The organism is Prauserella alba, from assembly GCF_024171735.1.
Lineage (GTDB): Bacteria > Actinomycetota > Actinomycetes > Mycobacteriales > Pseudonocardiaceae > Prauserella > Prauserella alba.
In genome coordinates this window covers 46,023-60,636 of sequence record NZ_JAMTCH010000006.1, presented here as the reverse complement: position 1 = coordinate 60,636, position 14,614 = coordinate 46,023, and the positions used below count along the sequence as shown (strand labels likewise).

The window sequence follows — 14,614 nt, the reverse complement described above, 5'->3', positions numbered from 1 at the left end:
CTGGATAACGGTTTGATCGACGCCGGAGAGTGCGTCACTGATGGCAACTGGTTGAATGCGCGCATGCTGCGTGTAGGGCTGACCGGTGGAATCGGTGCGGGTAAGTCGACGGTGGCGGCCAGGCTGGCCGAGCTCGGGGCCACGGTGATCGATGCGGATCGCATCGCCAGGGAGGTCGTCGAACCCGGGACGGACGGACTGGCCGAGGTGGTCGAGGCGTTCGGTGAGGACGTGCTGACCACCGGCGGTGAACTGGACCGCGCGGCCCTCGCCGCGAAGGCGTTCGCCGACGACACGTCGCGGGCCAGGCTGAACGCGATCACACACCCGCGAATCGGCACGCGGACCGTCGAGCTGATGGGGCAGACATCGGCCGATGCCGTCGTGGTGCATGACGTCCCACTGCTGGTCGAAGGCGGCATGGGGGCCAACTATCATCTCGTGCTGGTCGTGGACGCCGAGGAGGACCTGCGCGTCCGGCGGCTCGGCGAGAGCCGGGGGATGGCCGCGGAGGACGCGCGGGCACGGATCGCCGCGCAGGCCACCCGTGAGCAGCGCGCCGCGGCGGCCGACGTGTGGCTCGACAACAGCGGAGCCGCCGACGTGGTGCGGGCGCAGGTCGACGCTCTCTGGCACGAGCGGCTCGTGCCGTTCGAAGCCAACGTGCGCCTGCGGCGGCCGCGATCCCCGAAGCCGCCTGCGCTCGTCGAGCCCGATCCGACGTGGTCCGCGCAGGCCGAACGGCTGCTGGCGAGGGTACGTGCGGCGGCGGGGGACAAGGCCGTGCGCGCCGACCACATCGGATCGACAGCCGTGCCCGGCCTGGTCGCCAAGGACACCCTCGACCTGCAACTCACCGTGCGGTCGCTCGGCGAGGCCGACCTGATCTCGGAGGCACTGTCCGACGCCGGATTCGTGCGCGCCGAGGGGCACTGGTTCGACCAGCCGCAGGACGAGGAGACCGCGCCCGCCCGATGGGACAAGCGGTTCCACTACGGGGCCGATCCGCAGCGGCCGGTGAACCTGCACGTCCGGTCTGCCGAGGGTCCGGCATGGCGGCTCGCGCTCCTGTTCCGGGACTGGCTCAGGGCCAATCCGGCCGAGGCGGGGGTGTACGCCGACATCAAACAGCGGCTCGCCCGCGCCCACGCGGGTGATGCGAGCTCGCTGAACTACTCCGAGGAGAAGCAGTCCTGGGTGGATGCCGCGTTCGTCCGCGCCGAACGCTGGGCCGCCGAGACCGGCTGGGAGGCCGGAACGGGCTAGGCGGCAAGGTCCAGGGCGGCCAGGTATGCCAGGTGGTGGGATGTCGCGAAGGCGATCGGGCTGCTTGGCCGCCCCAGCGTCTTCTCGGCGCCGTGCGCCGCGTTGGACAGCTTGTGATCGCCCCACGAGAAGTCAGGGCCGGCGAAGATGTCGGCGTCGATCAGCTCGCGGCACAGGTGTCGGAACGCGCGTGCACGTGGCGGCTCCTCGATGGATCCGTCGTCCGCATCAGCCGGGTCCGACTCCTCGATGGGCCGACGCCAGTATGCCCATCCTGCCGGACACGTGTATCGCACGGCGATGTTCCTGGGCCGCCATCCCTTCGTTGGTTTCGGGTGGACCACGCCGTAATCACCGAACAGCACGTCATCGTGTTGTGCCGAGACCTCCCGCCACAGCTGCTCCTCGTGCCGGTCTTGGTGCCAACGGCCGAGTCGCGACAACTGCGAGGGGACGGAGCCGCTCAGGAGCACAATGCTGCGCAGAGGGCCGGTCGCTCGAACGACCTCCACGGCGGCGTGGATGACGTCGACGTGCTCGGCGGGCGCCGCTTCGACGAATCCCAGGTCGAGCACCATGTCGATGGTGCGTGGGTCGACCTTCAGTGCGTCGATGACGCTTGCGACCTCGACGGTGCGTCCCGCGGTCAGCCGGATGCGCAGGGCGACTCCGGCGCCTGTCTCCTCACCCAAGCGACCGATACCCGCGGCTTCTCGCAGCGAGGTGCTGTCCCGAAGTGCAGGGAGGATCGGAATCGGTGGGCCCACGTCGAACAGGTCCGTGCCGTAGCTCAGCCGGTCAACCAGCTCACCGAGAGCCCCGGTCGGAGCGAAAGCCGAAGGATCGACGTCGGAGGCGTCGACGGCGAGGACACGGTCGTGGTTGCGAAGATGCCGAGCAACCCGTTCTGCGCGGGCGAGCTGTTTTCCGGCCGAAGTTCCCTGGTCGAGGATCATGAGGGGCTGTACCCGGCCGAGGTGGGACTCGTCGGCATGGGCGAGCGCCTCGGCCTCGCCCTCCTTCGCCCGCAGAGCGACCCATGTGACTCGATCGTGCGGCAACGGCGCCTCCCCGGAACACGCGTGACGTGTGCGCAGTGTGACGATAAGATCACTCGAGGTTCGGGAGAAGCCGCCGAACAGGGGGCGGGCTGGCGTTTCCGCCTTACGGGTGGCGTTTCCAGGTGAGCGTGATGCCGTGGGTCGCGAGCCAGGCGCCGAGGTCGTGGTCGTGGCGGGCGAGTGCGCCGACCGTGCTGTACGCGGTCTCCAGTGCGCCGGTCGCCTCGCCGCAGCTCACCAGGCCGTCCTGCACGGCCTCCAGCAACTCACCGGTGTCGATCACGTCGACACCGCGGTGTTGCCGGAGCACGAGGTCCAGATACATGTCGGTGGTGTGCCAGACCCGGTCGGCGCCGATCGTGACCCCGACGACGTCGAGGTAGAAGTCCTGGTCCCGTTCGTGGCCGGGGTTGAACCAGAAATCGGTGATCCGCAGGCCGAGCGAGGGCAGCAGCCACGATTCGAGGTACCGGAACTGCCGCCGCCCCGGCGTCGGCCGCGCCATGTACAGGCCGAAGTCCTCGACGCGGTACTCCTCGACGTCGCGCACGACGCCCTTGGGGTCGGTGTTGGTGCCGGCTGCGACGTCGAACGTTTCCCGCTTCGGCGCATGCATGCCGGTCATCTTGCTGTGCCCGCCCGACTGCGTCGAGCCGGAACGTCCCGGCGGCCCCGTGCGGCTATCATGCGAATCCGCTGAATGGGGGTCTCCGCATGTTCGGAATCATCAGGCCGTGCCGGCATCGGCTGCCGGGCCGGCTTCGGACCGAGTGGACGGCGCAGCTGTGCGGGTTGTGCCTGGCGCTGCGGGACGAGCACGGTCAGCTGGCTCGCACGGCGACCAATTACGACGGCCTGCTGATCTCGGCTCTCGTGGACGCCCAGTCGGACACCGGCCCCGCGCGGCGGACGGCCGGCCCGTGTGCGCTGCGCGGCATGCGCGGTGCGTCGGTGGCGGTCGGGGACGGTGCGCGGCTCGCGGCCTCGGTGTCGCTGGTACTGGCATCGGCGAAGGTGTCGGACCACGTCGCCGACGGCGACGGGGTGTTCGGGCGCCGCGCGGTCGGGCCGGTCGCCCAGCGTGTCGCGGCGCTCTGGGCGGATCGCGCGGCCGAAGCCGGCGGACGGCTCGGTCTCGACACGGCGGACCTCACGGCCGCGATCGGTGCGCAGTCCACGATCGAGCGCGGATTGACCACCGGCGACTCCGTGCTCGCGGCGACGGCGCCGACGGAACACGCGACGGCGGCCGCCTTCGCGCACACGGCCGTGCTGGCGGGCAGGCCAGGAAACGAGGAAGGGCTGGCCGAGGCGGGTCGCCTGTTCGGTCGCATCGCGCACCTGCTCGACGCCGTCGAGGACCTCGCGGACGACGCGGCGACGGGCGCCTGGAACCCGTTGCCTGCCACCGGCACCGGGCTGGTCGAGGCGCGGCGATTGTGCGACGACGCGGTGCTGGGGGTGCGACTCGCCCTCGACCAGGTCTCGCTGACGCACCGCGGGCTGGTGCACGCGCTGCTGGTGCACGAGCTGGAACGGGCGGTCACGCGGACCTTCGGCCACGCGGGAAGCGGTCGTGACGCCGCTGGTCACATCGACAGCGGTGGGCATGCCGGCGGAACCGGCCACGCGGTCCGCGCGCCCGGTCCGGGTGCCGAGGCCAAGGACGGGCCCGGACCGGTGCAGGACGGGCAGGGCGGCGGGCTCTGGTATCCGAGGTTCCGCGTGCCGCCGCAGCCGCGCAATCCGGTACTGGGCTGCTGCGTCGGCCTGTACATGTGCTGCAGCTGCCAGTTCTGCTGCCGCGATCCGTATCCCGGCCCGTGCGACGGCAAGCCGAAGGGCTCCTGTGACTGCGACTGTTGCGACGCGGCCTGCTGCGACTGCTGATGCGGTCGCCGTCGGCGCCGCGACCGTCGCCCGCGGGGCGGAACTTGTCGGTGGGTCCGCTTACCCTGGACGACGTGGCATTCGCGACCGAGTATCCCGTGCTGGCGCACTCCGAGTTCCGCCCTGTCTCCGACATCCCGCGCAAGGGTGGACGGTTCGAGGTCGTCAGCGAGTACGAACCCGCCGGTGACCAGCCCGCCGCGATCGAGGAGCTCGACCGCAGGCTGACGGCGGGGGAGAAGGACGTCGTCCTGCTCGGCGCGACCGGCACGGGGAAGTCGGCGACCACGGCGTGGCTCGTGGAGCGAGTGCAGCGGCCGACCCTGGTTCTCCAGCCGAACAAGACGCTCGCCGCGCAGATGGCCAACGAGCTGCGGGAACTGTTCCCGAACAACGCCGTCGAGTACTTCGTCAGCTACTACGACTACTACCAGCCCGAGGCGTACGTTCCGCAGACCGACACCTACATCGAGAAGGACTCGTCGATCAACGACGACGTCGAACGGCTGCGTCACTCGGCGACGATGAACCTGCTCTCGCGCAGGGACACGATCGTGGTGGCCAGCGTGTCCTGCATCTACGGCCTCGGCACGCCGCAGTCCTACCTCGACCGGTCGACGCGGCTCGCGGTCGGGGAGGAGGTCGACCGCGACGTGTTCCTGCGGGCGCTGGTCGACGTCCAGTACACACGCAATGACCTGGCGTTCGCTCGCGGCACGTTCCGGGTGCGCGGTGACACCGTCGAGATCATCCCCGCCTACGAGGAGCTCGCCATCCGGGTCGAGTTCTTCGGCGACGAGATCGACAGCCTCTACTACCTGCACCCGTTGACCGGCGACATCGTCAGCGAGGTCGACGAGGTGCGGATCTTCCCGGCCACGCACTACGTCGCGGGGCCCGAGCGGATGGAAAGGGCCGTGCACGCGATCGAGGCCGAGCTCGAGGAGCGGCTGGCCGAGCTCGAGAAGCAGAACAAACTTCTCGAAGCCCAGCGGCTGCGCATGCGCACGAGCTACGACATCGAGATGATGCGGCAGGTCGGATTCTGTTCCGGCATCGAGAACTACTCGCGGCACATCGACGCCCGGGCGACCGGCTCCGCCCCTGCGACGCTGATCGACTACTTCCCCGAGGACTTCCTGCTGGTGATCGACGAGTCGCACCAAACGGTGCCGCAGATCGGCGCCATGTTCGAAGGCGACATGTCCCGCAAGCGCACACTCGTCGACCACGGCTTCCGCCTGCCGAGTGCGCTGGACAACCGGCCGCTGACCTGGGAGGAGTTCGCGGACCGCATCGGCCAGACCGTGTACCTGTCCGCCACCCCGGGCCCCTACGAGATGGGCCAGGCCGGCGGCGAGTTCGTCGAGCAGGTCATCCGCCCGACGGGGCTGGTGGACCCGGAGGTCGTCGTCAAGCCGACCGAGGGGCAGATCGACGACCTGGTCCACGAGATCCGCACCCGCGCGGAGAAGGACGAGCGGACGCTGGTCACCACGCTCACGAAGAAGATGGCCGAGGACCTCACGGACTACCTGCTCGAACTCGGTATCCGGGTGCGCTATCTGCACTCCGAGGTCGACACGTTGCGCCGGGTCGAACTGCTGCGGCAGCTGCGCTCCGGGGACTTCGACGTGCTCGTCGGCATCAACCTGCTGCGGGAGGGCCTCGACCTGCCCGAGGTCTCACTCGTGGCGATCCTCGACGCCGACAAGGAAGGCTTCCTGCGCAGCGGCACGTCGCTGGTCCAGACGATCGGCCGTGCGGCGCGGAACGTGTCCGGTCAGGTGCACATGTACGCCGACACGGTCACCGATTCGATGCAGTACGCCATCGACGAGACGAACCGGCGGCGCGAGAAGCAGGTCGCCTACAACACCGAGCGCGGCATCGACCCGCAGCCGCTGCGTAAGAAGATCGCCGACATTCTCGACCGCGTCTACACCGAGGCCGAGGACTCCGAGGAGGAGGTCGACGTCGGCGGTTCCGGTCGCAACGCCTCGCGCGGCAAGAAGCCGGAGCAGGGCGACAAGGTGCGCAGCTCCGGAGTGCTCGTGGACCGCGAACCCAGTTCCATGCCGCGGGCCGAACTCGCCGACCTCATCCAGCAGATGACCGACCAGATGATGCAGGCCGCACGTGACTTGCAGTTCGAGCTGGCCGCCCGGCTACGCGACGAGATCTCCGAACTGAAGAAGGAGCTCCGCGGGATGGACGCCGCCGGCCAGCAGTGACCGGCGGCCGCCCGTGACCCGCCCGTGCACGAGGGCTCAGGCCGCGGTGGGGTCGGGTTCCAGCATGCCGAAGAGCGTGCCTTCGGGGTCACGGCAGTAGACGAGCCTGCCGATCTCGGGAACGGACTTCTCTGGACCGGCGAGCGAGCCGCCCGCCTGCTGCACCTCGCGCACCATCAGGTCCAGATCGTCGACCTCCATCGTGAGCGCGCACGTCGGTGCGGCGGCGCCGTTCTCCGGCGGCGGCCCGTCCCGCTGGACGAGACTGCCGTCGATGCCGGCGCCGCTTCCCGTGGTGATGTCCCACGATCCGCCCGGCGCCCATCTTTCGAAATGCCATTCGAACACGGTCGCGTAGAACGTGATCGCCCGTTCGGGATCGCTCGCGTAGACCTCGAAGTACACGGGACGAGGCATGGTGGCCTCCTTGCCGGCTGTGGGGCCGCGTACGGCGCTGACGATCCTGTTTCGGAATTGTCGGTCATTCCGGGCCGGATGTCATGCCCTCGTCGTGCCCGCCACCGCGGCCGGCCGGCAAGCGCGACGGTCTTCCGTCTCGCAGGCACGCGCGTTCAGCTCGTGACGTCCTTCGTCGCGAACCTGCGTGCCGCGAGGAGCCCGAACACCGTGGCGAACAGCGTCGCCGACAGGGCGCCGGACGCCATGCGGGTCCACTCGACGTCGGTGGCGATCAGGTCCATCCACGCGAACGAGAAGTGTGTCGGCAGGAAGTCCCGCAGGTCGCCGAGCGCGGTGATCTGGTTGAGGATCTGCGACAGGATCGACACGAGCACCGCGCCGCCGACCGCCCCCAGCGGGGCGTCGGTCGACACGCTCAGCAACAGGGCCAGTCCCGCCACCCATGCCAGGTGGACGAGCAGGTAGGCCGTTGCCAGCGTGAGCGCGAGGAGGCTGTCGGAGAACGGGATCGAGTCGCCGGTCGGGCTGATCGCCTCGCCCGTGCCGTACCAGATCGTTCCTGCGACGAGTGCCGACACCGGCAGGACCACGATCGTCAACGCCGACAGCAACGCCGATGCGACCGCCTTCTGCCGCAGCAGCCGATGCCGGGGCACGGGGATGGCCAGCAGGTACTTCAGGCTGGACCACGAGGACTCGCTCGCGATCGTGTCGCCGAAGTACAGCGCCACGATCATCGGCAGCAGGAACGAGCCCGACACGAACAGTGCCACGACGACGAAGTTCGGGGCGCTGGCCGTGGCCAGGTCGATGAACCCGCCCGAGCGCGGGTTGGCTTCCGCCTCGCCGATCTCGAACGCGCCGACCAGGATGAACGGCAGCGCTGCGACGAACGCCAGCAGCAGCTGGGTGCGCCGCCTGCGCAGTTGCCGCCGCAGTTCCACGCCGAGCCGGAGCGTGCGTGCGGCGCGGTAGCCGGTGACGGCCCCGTCCGGTCCGCGGTCCGTGGCCGGTTCGGCCCCGGCCGCGTCGGTGAGCTCGTCCAACGCGGCCGGGTCGGTGTGCACCCCGTGCTGGTCCACGGTGTGGGAGTGCTCGGTGCGCAGGGGCTCGGTCTGCACGGGCGCTGCGCCGGACGAGTCCGGTGCGCGTTCGGAGTCGCTCATCAGCTCTCACCTTCCCCGACGAGTTGCAGGAACGCGTCTTCGAGCCTGCGGCGCGGTCCGGCCTGTTCGACGGACACGTCGCCGCGCACGAGCGACGCGACGGCCTCGCTGCGCGGCAGTTCACCGAGGTCGGCGTGCACGAGGCCGTCGGTGATCTCCACGTCCGAGACGCCGTCGAGGCCGCGCAGGATCTCCGCGGCGCGTTCGGCGTCGTCCACGCGGAACGTCGCCTCACCGCCCGCCGCGATGATGTCGTGGACCCCGCCGGATGCGACCAGCCTGCCGCGGTGCATGACGACCACGTCCGTGCACGTCTGCTCCACCTCGGCCAGCAGGTGGCTGGACACCACGACGGTGCGGCCGGTCGCCGCGTATCGGCGCAGCACCTCGCGCATCTGATGGATCTGGGGCGGGTCGAGGCCGTTGGTGGGCTCGTCGAGCACGAGCAGCTCCGGCAGCCCGAGCATCGCCTGCGCGATGGCGAGTCGCTGGCGCATGCCCTGGCTGTAGGTGCGGACCTTGCGGTGCACCGCATCGCCCAGTCCCGCGATCTCGAGGGCCTCGTCGATGTGCGCCTTGCCGGTGGGGCGGCCGGTCGCCTGCCAGTACAGTTCGAGGTTCGCCGCCCCCGACAGGTGCGGCAGGAACCCGGAGCCTTCGACGAACGATCCGATGCGCGACAGCACCGGGGCGCCGGGTGTGACGCGGTGGCCGAACACGCGGATCTCGCCGTCGGTCGGCGTGATCAGGCCCATCAGCATGCGCAGCGTCGTGGTCTTGCCTGCGCCGTTGGGGCCGAGCAGGCCCAGCACCTGTCCCGGCTCGACCCGGAAGGACAGGTCGCTGACCGCGGTCAGCCCGCCGGGGTAGGACTTCGTCAGGCCGGAGATCACCATCGGCGTGTCGGCGAGATCCGGGTCGACCCGGTGCGAACGCCTGCGGCGGATCCGGCCGATCGCGCCGACGCCCACGGCGAGGGCGAGCGCACCGCCGATGCCCGCGAGCTGGGCGACGGGCCATCCGGACGTCGCGGTCGTTCCCGGGACCACCGGTACCGACACCTCGGGTTGTCCGGCGAGTGCGACACGGAAGCCCGCGGGGCGGTCGGGGGTGGCATACGACCGGTCCGTCGTGCTGATCACCAGTTGCAGTCGGTGGTCGGTCTCGACCGGCCTGACGATTCCGGGAAGGGTGACGGTCACGTCCGTCGGTGAGCCGTCAGCGGCGAGCGGCACCCTGATGGGAGACACGGCGTTGCCGGGCAGCGTGCGCGTGCCGTCGGGGCCGACGTCGTACAGCTTGGCGAACAGCACGGCCTCCGACGGGGTGAAGCCGCCGCCCTGTGCGTTCGCGCCGTTCCGGTCCGTCTCGCCGCTCTCGGAGTTGCCGCCTTCGGAGTCGCCGCCTTCGGAGTCGCCGCGTCCCGAGTCGTTGCCGGGCTGTGCGCGGTCGGGGTTGCCGGCACCGCCTCCGTCGCCGGTGTCGCGGCTGTTGCCGGTACCGCCGGTGCCGTTGCCGCCCTCACCGTCGCCGGACGTTGCGGCCCCGGGCATCGACGCAGGCTGCGGCGTGATCGACAGGCGCACGGTCGAGGCGCCGGTGACGAGCAGCTGCTCGCTCATGGGGCGCGAGGTGAACACGGCGGCCTGGCCGGGCGGATCGATCGTGAACAGGCCGGACAGCCGGGACGAGCCCGACACGATGCGGTTCAGCCCGGGGATCCCGCTCACCGACGCGGGCGTGCCTCCTGGTGGGCGGAGGACGGTCTGCGCTTCGCCGGTGAGGCGCACGGCGCGGCGCTGGACGTCACGGCCGTTGACGCCGGGGTAGGAACCGGCTTCGACGTTGCGGACCGACGGGGCGCCGTCGGGGCGGATCGCGCCGGTGACGTCGTAGGAGAACGGCGCTGCGGGATCCTCGCCCTCGCCGGTCAGGTGATGCCAGAGGAAATCGGCCATGACGCCGCGGAGTTGCGGGCCGGGCCCGCCGCCGTCGTGGCCGCCCGCGTACCAGACGACGGACACCTCGCCGCCTGCCTCGGCGATCTGGCGGGCGTTGGCGTCGGCCTGCTCGAGACCGAACAAGGTGTCGTGTTCGCCCTGCACCAGCAGCGTCGGCACGGTGATGTCGTCGGTGACGGAGGCGGGTGAGACGCGGTGCAGCAGGTCGAGCGTCTCGGGCTCGGCGGCGCCGTCGGTGGCGACGTCGACGTAGGCCGCGCAGACCTCCGCGCTGAACCGGCCGCAGCCGTCGGCGTCGCCGCCCGTGTTGCCACCGGGGCCGCGCTGCGCACCACCGGGATCGGCTGCCCGGCCCGTACCGTCGCCTTGGCCCGGTGGTGTGGCCAGGTCGTCGCTGTCCGCGTCGTCGCCGGGTTCGACGGCGTCGGGCCCGGCGCCCGCGGCCGCCGACGGAGCGCCCGAGCCCGCTGAGAAGAGCGTGCCGATCCATGACCGTTTGAGCACTCCGGTTCCGGTGTCCGCGCCGGGTGCGGGGCTCGCGGCCGCGAGGTCGTCGTCGGTGGCGTTGTTCGGCAGCAGCGACTGCCGCAGATCGTTGTACGTGATCGCCGGTGCGATGGCGTCCACCCGCGGGTCCGTGCCCGCCAGCAGCATGGCCAGTGCACCGCCGTAGGACGCGCCGGTGACGCCGACGCGGGGATCGCCGTCGTCATCGGAGATCACCTCGGGCATGCCCGCCAGGTGGTCGATCAGCCGCGAGGCGTCGGCGACCTCGCGGTCGGGGGCGTTCAGTGAGATCGCGCCCGTGCTGTCGCCGAAACCGCGCGCGGACCAGGTCAGCACGACGAACCCACGTTCGGCGAGTTCCTGCGCGTCACGGGCGACGCTGTCCTTGTCGCCGCCGAAACCGTGCGGGAGGAGCACGGCGGGTGCCGGCGTCTCCTCCGGCACGTAGACCGTGGTGTCGAGCTGTTCGCGCTCGGCCGAGCCGGGCGAGGTCGCGACGTCGATGGTCGCGGCCTGCGTGCGATACGCGGGCGGTCGTTCGCCGTCACGGAACAGCAGGAGGCCGCCGGCGGCGAGGAGCACGACGACGGCGGCCAGTGCCGTCAGGCGTTGGCCGCGGCTGCGGAGAAGACGGGACACGATGCTCACACTATTGGGGCGGGGCGTAGGCGGTTCGTCCGGGCGTGCCCGGTTTCCGGCATGGGGACGGCGGTGTGTGATCGATGTTACGCGTGGGGTGACGAACCGGATGGTGGCCGCCAGTGGCGCCGGGGCGTACCGAGGGGTAAGGATGGAACGGTTGTGTTCCCCACGGAGGGGAGTATTCCGTCACGGCGACGTCGTCAGCACGGCTGCGATCCCGACGCACCCGGCGTCGCCGGCCCACGAGTCTGCCGAAGGCCTGCGGGCGGAAGAGACCTCCGGATAGCACCATCGCGCTAACCGGAGGAAATCGTCCATGTCCGTGCCGTTCTGGCTGTGGGCCGCCACCATCGGCGGTCTGATCGTGCTGCTTGCTATCGACCTGGTGATCGTCGACCGCAAACCCCACGAGGTCACCACCGGTGAGGCCGCCCGCTGGGTGGTGTTCTACGTCGGCTGCGCCGTGGCGTTCGGGATCGGCCTGTGGTTGCTGGCCGGGCACGATCCCGGTGTCCAGTTCTTCACCGGCTACATCACCGAGTACTCGCTGTCGGTCGACAACCTGTTCATCTTCATGGTGATCATGGCGTCGTTCAAGGTGCCGGCGATCCATCAGCATCGGGTGCTGCTGATCGGCATCGTGATCGCGCTCGCGATGCGCAGCGTGTTCATCGCGATCGGAGCCTGGGCGATCGCGCAGGTCGTGTGGATCTTCTTCGTGTTCGGCGCGTTCCTGATCTTCACGGCGATCAACATGGTGCGGCAGAAGGACGAGGACGAGGAGTACCACGAGAACCTGATCACGCGCCTGACCAGGAAGGCCTTCCGGGTCACCGACGACTACGAGGGACACCATTCGATCGTCAAGCGTGACGGCAAGCGGTACCTGACGCCGATGGCGCTCGTGATCGTCGCGATCGGCAGTGCGGACCTGCTCTTCGCCGTCGACTCCATCCCGGCGATCTTCGGTATCACCCAGGAGGCGTTCCTCGTCTTCACGGCCAACGCGTTCGCGCTGATGGGGTTGCGGCAGCTGTACTTCCTGCTCGGCGGTCTCGTCAGCAAGCTCGTGTACCTGTCGCAGGGGTTGGCGATCATCCTGGCCTTCATCGGTGTGAAGCTCGTGCTCCACGCGCTGCACGAGTACCACGTCACGCCGGCGTGGCTGGAGATCAACAACTGGATGTCCCTCGGGGTCATCGTCGTGGTGCTGACGGCGACGACCGTGGCGAGCCTCGTGAAGGCCAAGCGTGATCCGAGCGTGGTCGGCGGGTCCGGACTGAACCTCCACGCCGCGGCGCCGGAGGAGCGGGCCGCGGAGCGTCCGGTGCCGGAGGACGAGCGGTGAGGGCCGCGGCGCCCCGGTTCACGACCAGAGGCCGTTAGCGCCGCTAAAGATCAGGTAGGCTACGTATCGTGCGCCCTACCGATATCGAACTGCAGCAGGTCCCCGGCAGGCCGGCCCTGTCGGGGGAACTCCTCCTCGTCTCCGTCACCCGTCCCGATGTCGCCGCGAACGCCTACGTCGGCGGACTGCACCGGGTCGGCAGGGACGGGGTGACGGCCTGGACCCGCGCCGCCCACCCGAGCGGCGCGCCCCGCGCCGGCGACGCCGGTCCGGACCGGCGGCAGGACTCGGCACCGGCGATCTCGCCGGACGGCCACTGGGTGGCGTTCCTCCGCAGCGACGACGGCGACCCCGCACAGCTGCACGTCATGCCGGTCGACGGCGGCGAGTCGCGGGTGTTGACCGCGCTGCCGCTGGGTGCCGGTGCTCCCGTCTGGGCTCCGGACTCGTGCCGGATCGCCTTCACCGCGCGGGTGCCGGAGCCGGGCCGCTACGGCACCGCCGACGGTGAGGTGACCCCGGGACCCGCCGAGGAGGCCCCGCGGCGGATCACGCGATACGACTACCGGATCGACAACGTCGGGTTCCTCCGGGATCGCCCGCAGCGGCTGTTCGTGATCGACGCGCTGGCCGAGGAGCCAGACCCGGAGCCCGAACCGCTGACCGACGACGCGGCATCGGTTGCGGACCCGGTGTGGAGCCCGGACGGCGAGACGGTGCTGGTGGCCGCGCCGCGCGACTGGGACCGGGTCGAGACGATGCACGCCGATCTCTACGCCGTGCCCGCGGGCGGCGGGATGCCGCGCCTGGTCGTACGCACCGACGGCAGGGCGGAGAATCCGGCCGTCACCGCCGACGGCACCGTCCTGTTCTACGCGGCCGCGTTCGACGGGTTCGCCCGTGCGGCCACCAACACCGGACTGTGGGCGGCCCCGCTGGACGGATCACGGCCGCCGCGCAGGCTCACCGACGCCGAGTCGGTCGACTGCGTCGCGGCCGCCGGGCCGCCCGCGCCGTACGGCGACGACGTCCTCGTGGTCGTGGCCAACCGCGGTGCCGCCGAGCTGCGGCGGGTGCCGCGGGCGGGTTCGGAAGCCGCGCTGGCGGAGCTGCCGGTACTCACCGGGGAGCGGGCGGCCGTCCGATCGTTCTCCGTGGCGGACGGGCGGATCGCCGTGGTGCAGGCCGGGCCGTCGGACGCGGGGGAGGTGCTGCTCGGCGACGGCGACGGTGACTTCTCGGCGCTCACGAGTTTCTCCGAGCCGCTGCGCGGCAGCGGGATCCGCCCCGCCGAGGAGATCACGGCGACGTCGGCCGACGGCCACCCGGTGCACGGCTGGGTCGTCACCCCGGAGGGCGACGGGCCGCATCCGGTGCTCCTCGTCGTCCACGGCGGACCGTTCGCGGCCTACGAGTGGAGCCTGTTCGACGAGGCACAGGTGTATGCCGCAGCCGGCTACACCGTCGTGCTCGGCAACCCGCGCGGCTCGGCGGGCTACGGCGAATCCCACGGCCGCGCCGTGCTGCACGCGCTCGGCACCGTTGACGCCGACGATCTGCTGGCGCTGCTCGACGCCGTACTCGAACGCCCTGACACCGACGCCGACCGGGTCGGCGTGATGGGCGGTTCGTACGGTGGGTTCATGACCGGCTGGCTCGCCGCGCATCACGGGGAGCGGTTCCGCGCGGCGTGGAGCGAGCGTGCCGTCAACGCGTGGGACTCGTTCGCGGGAAGTTCCGACATCGGCTGGACGTTCACCGGCGTCTACGTCGGCGAGGACCCGGACGAACAGCGCAAACGCAGCCCGTTGACCTACGCCTCCGACATCGACGTCCCGTTCGCGGTGGTGCATTCCGAACAGGACTGGCGGTGTCCGCTGGAGCAGGCGCAACGCCTGTTCGTCGCGCTGAAGGAAGCCGGCGCGGACACCGAGTTCCTGTTGTTCCCGGGTGAGGGGCACGAGCTGACCCGCAGCGGCAAGCCGAGGCATCGCGTGCAGCGCTTCGAGGCCGTGCTCGACTGGTGGGCGCGCCACCTGCCGGTGCACTGAGACTCCCCGGTCTCCGAGGCCGTCTCGTCCGCGGGGACAGTGGACGAGACGGCCTCGGTGGGACTCGG

General features: G+C 70.6%; 10 protein-coding genes. 5 read left to right on the top strand and 5 right to left on the bottom strand.

What is annotated here, in order from left to right; all coding sequences use genetic code 11:
• The first annotated feature begins 63 nt into the window (after nucleotides 1–63).
• On the top strand, nucleotides 64–1,266 hold the full coding sequence (coaE, locus tag LY12_RS20265) for a dephospho-CoA kinase (protein WP_253858982.1): 1,203 nt from the start codon (nucleotides 64–66) through the stop codon (nucleotides 1,264–1,266).
• Here coaE and LY12_RS20260 read toward each other — a convergent pair.
• Together LY12_RS20260 and LY12_RS20255 are read right to left on the bottom strand one after the other, a co-directional pair.
• Nucleotides 1,263–2,327 carry a beta family protein gene (locus LY12_RS20260; RefSeq protein ID WP_253858981.1) on the bottom strand — a complete coding sequence of 355 codons (1,065 nt, stop codon included), beginning with the start codon at nucleotides 2,325–2,327 and terminating at the stop codon, nucleotides 1,263–1,265. The two genes, coaE and LY12_RS20260, sit on opposite strands and share 4 nt — an antisense overlap.
• A gap of 103 nt (nucleotides 2,328–2,430) precedes the next feature.
• Nucleotides 2,431–2,952 (bottom strand): ribonuclease FAU-1 family protein, encoded by a 522-nt coding sequence (locus LY12_RS20255; protein ID WP_253858980.1) that lies wholly within the window; start codon nucleotides 2,950–2,952, stop codon nucleotides 2,431–2,433.
• Nucleotides 2,953–3,041: 89 nt separating this feature from the next.
• Between LY12_RS20255 and LY12_RS20250 the strand changes: the two genes are divergently transcribed.
• Together LY12_RS20250 and uvrB are read left to right on the top strand one after the other, a co-directional pair.
• Nucleotides 3,042–4,217, top strand: coding sequence for a DUF5685 family protein (locus LY12_RS20250; protein WP_253858979.1), 1,176 nt, complete (start codon nucleotides 3,042–3,044; stop codon nucleotides 4,215–4,217).
• 74 nt (nucleotides 4,218–4,291) lie between these two features.
• The gene (gene uvrB, locus LY12_RS20245) at nucleotides 4,292–6,451 is read left to right on the top strand and encodes an excinuclease ABC subunit UvrB (RefSeq protein ID WP_253858978.1); all 2,160 of its coding nucleotides are present in this window, start codon (nucleotides 4,292–4,294) and stop codon (nucleotides 6,449–6,451) included.
• A gap of 36 nt (nucleotides 6,452–6,487) precedes the next feature.
• Here uvrB and LY12_RS20240 read toward each other — a convergent pair whose 3' ends face one another.
• The 3 genes from LY12_RS20240 to LY12_RS20230 form a co-directional block, all read right to left on the bottom strand.
• Nucleotides 6,488–6,868: a VOC family protein gene (locus LY12_RS20240; RefSeq protein ID WP_253858977.1), complete on the bottom strand. Its 381-nt coding sequence runs from the start codon at nucleotides 6,866–6,868 to the stop codon at nucleotides 6,488–6,490.
• Nucleotides 6,869–7,023: 155 nt separating this feature from the next.
• Nucleotides 7,024–8,037, bottom strand: coding sequence for an ABC transporter permease (locus LY12_RS20235; protein WP_372493582.1), 1,014 nt, complete (start codon nucleotides 8,035–8,037; stop codon nucleotides 7,024–7,026).
• A complete protein-coding gene (locus LY12_RS20230) occupies nucleotides 8,037–11,144 on the bottom strand; it encodes an alpha/beta fold hydrolase (RefSeq protein WP_253858976.1) in 3,108 nt (1,035 codons plus the stop codon). The genes LY12_RS20235 and LY12_RS20230 overlap by 1 nt, the downstream gene beginning before the upstream one ends.
• 319 nt (nucleotides 11,145–11,463) lie before the next feature.
• Here LY12_RS20230 and LY12_RS20225 point away from each other — a divergent pair, with 319 nt between their 5' ends.
• Both LY12_RS20225 and LY12_RS20220 read left to right on the top strand, forming a co-directional pair.
• Nucleotides 11,464–12,495: a TerC family protein gene (locus tag LY12_RS20225; RefSeq protein WP_253858975.1), complete on the top strand. Its 1,032-nt coding sequence runs from the start codon at nucleotides 11,464–11,466 to the stop codon at nucleotides 12,493–12,495.
• A gap of 68 nt (nucleotides 12,496–12,563) precedes the next feature.
• Nucleotides 12,564–14,546, top strand: a complete 1,983-nt coding sequence (locus tag LY12_RS20220) for a S9 family peptidase (RefSeq protein WP_253858974.1) — start codon at nucleotides 12,564–12,566, stop codon at nucleotides 14,544–14,546.
• Nucleotides 14,547–14,614: the final 68 nt, after the last annotated feature.

Excerpts from the sequence above, each read along its gene's own strand:
- LY12_RS20240 (WP_253858977.1), bottom strand. The coding sequence starts at position 6,868 with ATGCCTCGTCCCGTGTACTTCGAGGTCTACGCGAGCGATCCCGAACGG.
- LY12_RS20250 (WP_253858979.1), top strand. The coding sequence starts at position 3,042 with ATGTTCGGAATCATCAGGCCGTGCCGGCATCGGCTGCCGGGCCGGCTT.
- LY12_RS20235 (WP_372493582.1), bottom strand. The coding sequence starts at position 8,037 with ATGAGCGACTCCGAACGCGCACCGGACTCGTCCGGCGCAGCGCCCGTG.
- coaE (WP_253858982.1), top strand. The coding sequence starts at position 64 with ATGCTGCGTGTAGGGCTGACCGGTGGAATCGGTGCGGGTAAGTCGACG.
- LY12_RS20255 (WP_253858980.1), bottom strand. The coding sequence starts at position 2,952 with ATGACCGGCATGCATGCGCCGAAGCGGGAAACGTTCGACGTCGCAGCC.
- LY12_RS20225 (WP_253858975.1), top strand. The coding sequence starts at position 11,464 with ATGTCCGTGCCGTTCTGGCTGTGGGCCGCCACCATCGGCGGTCTGATC.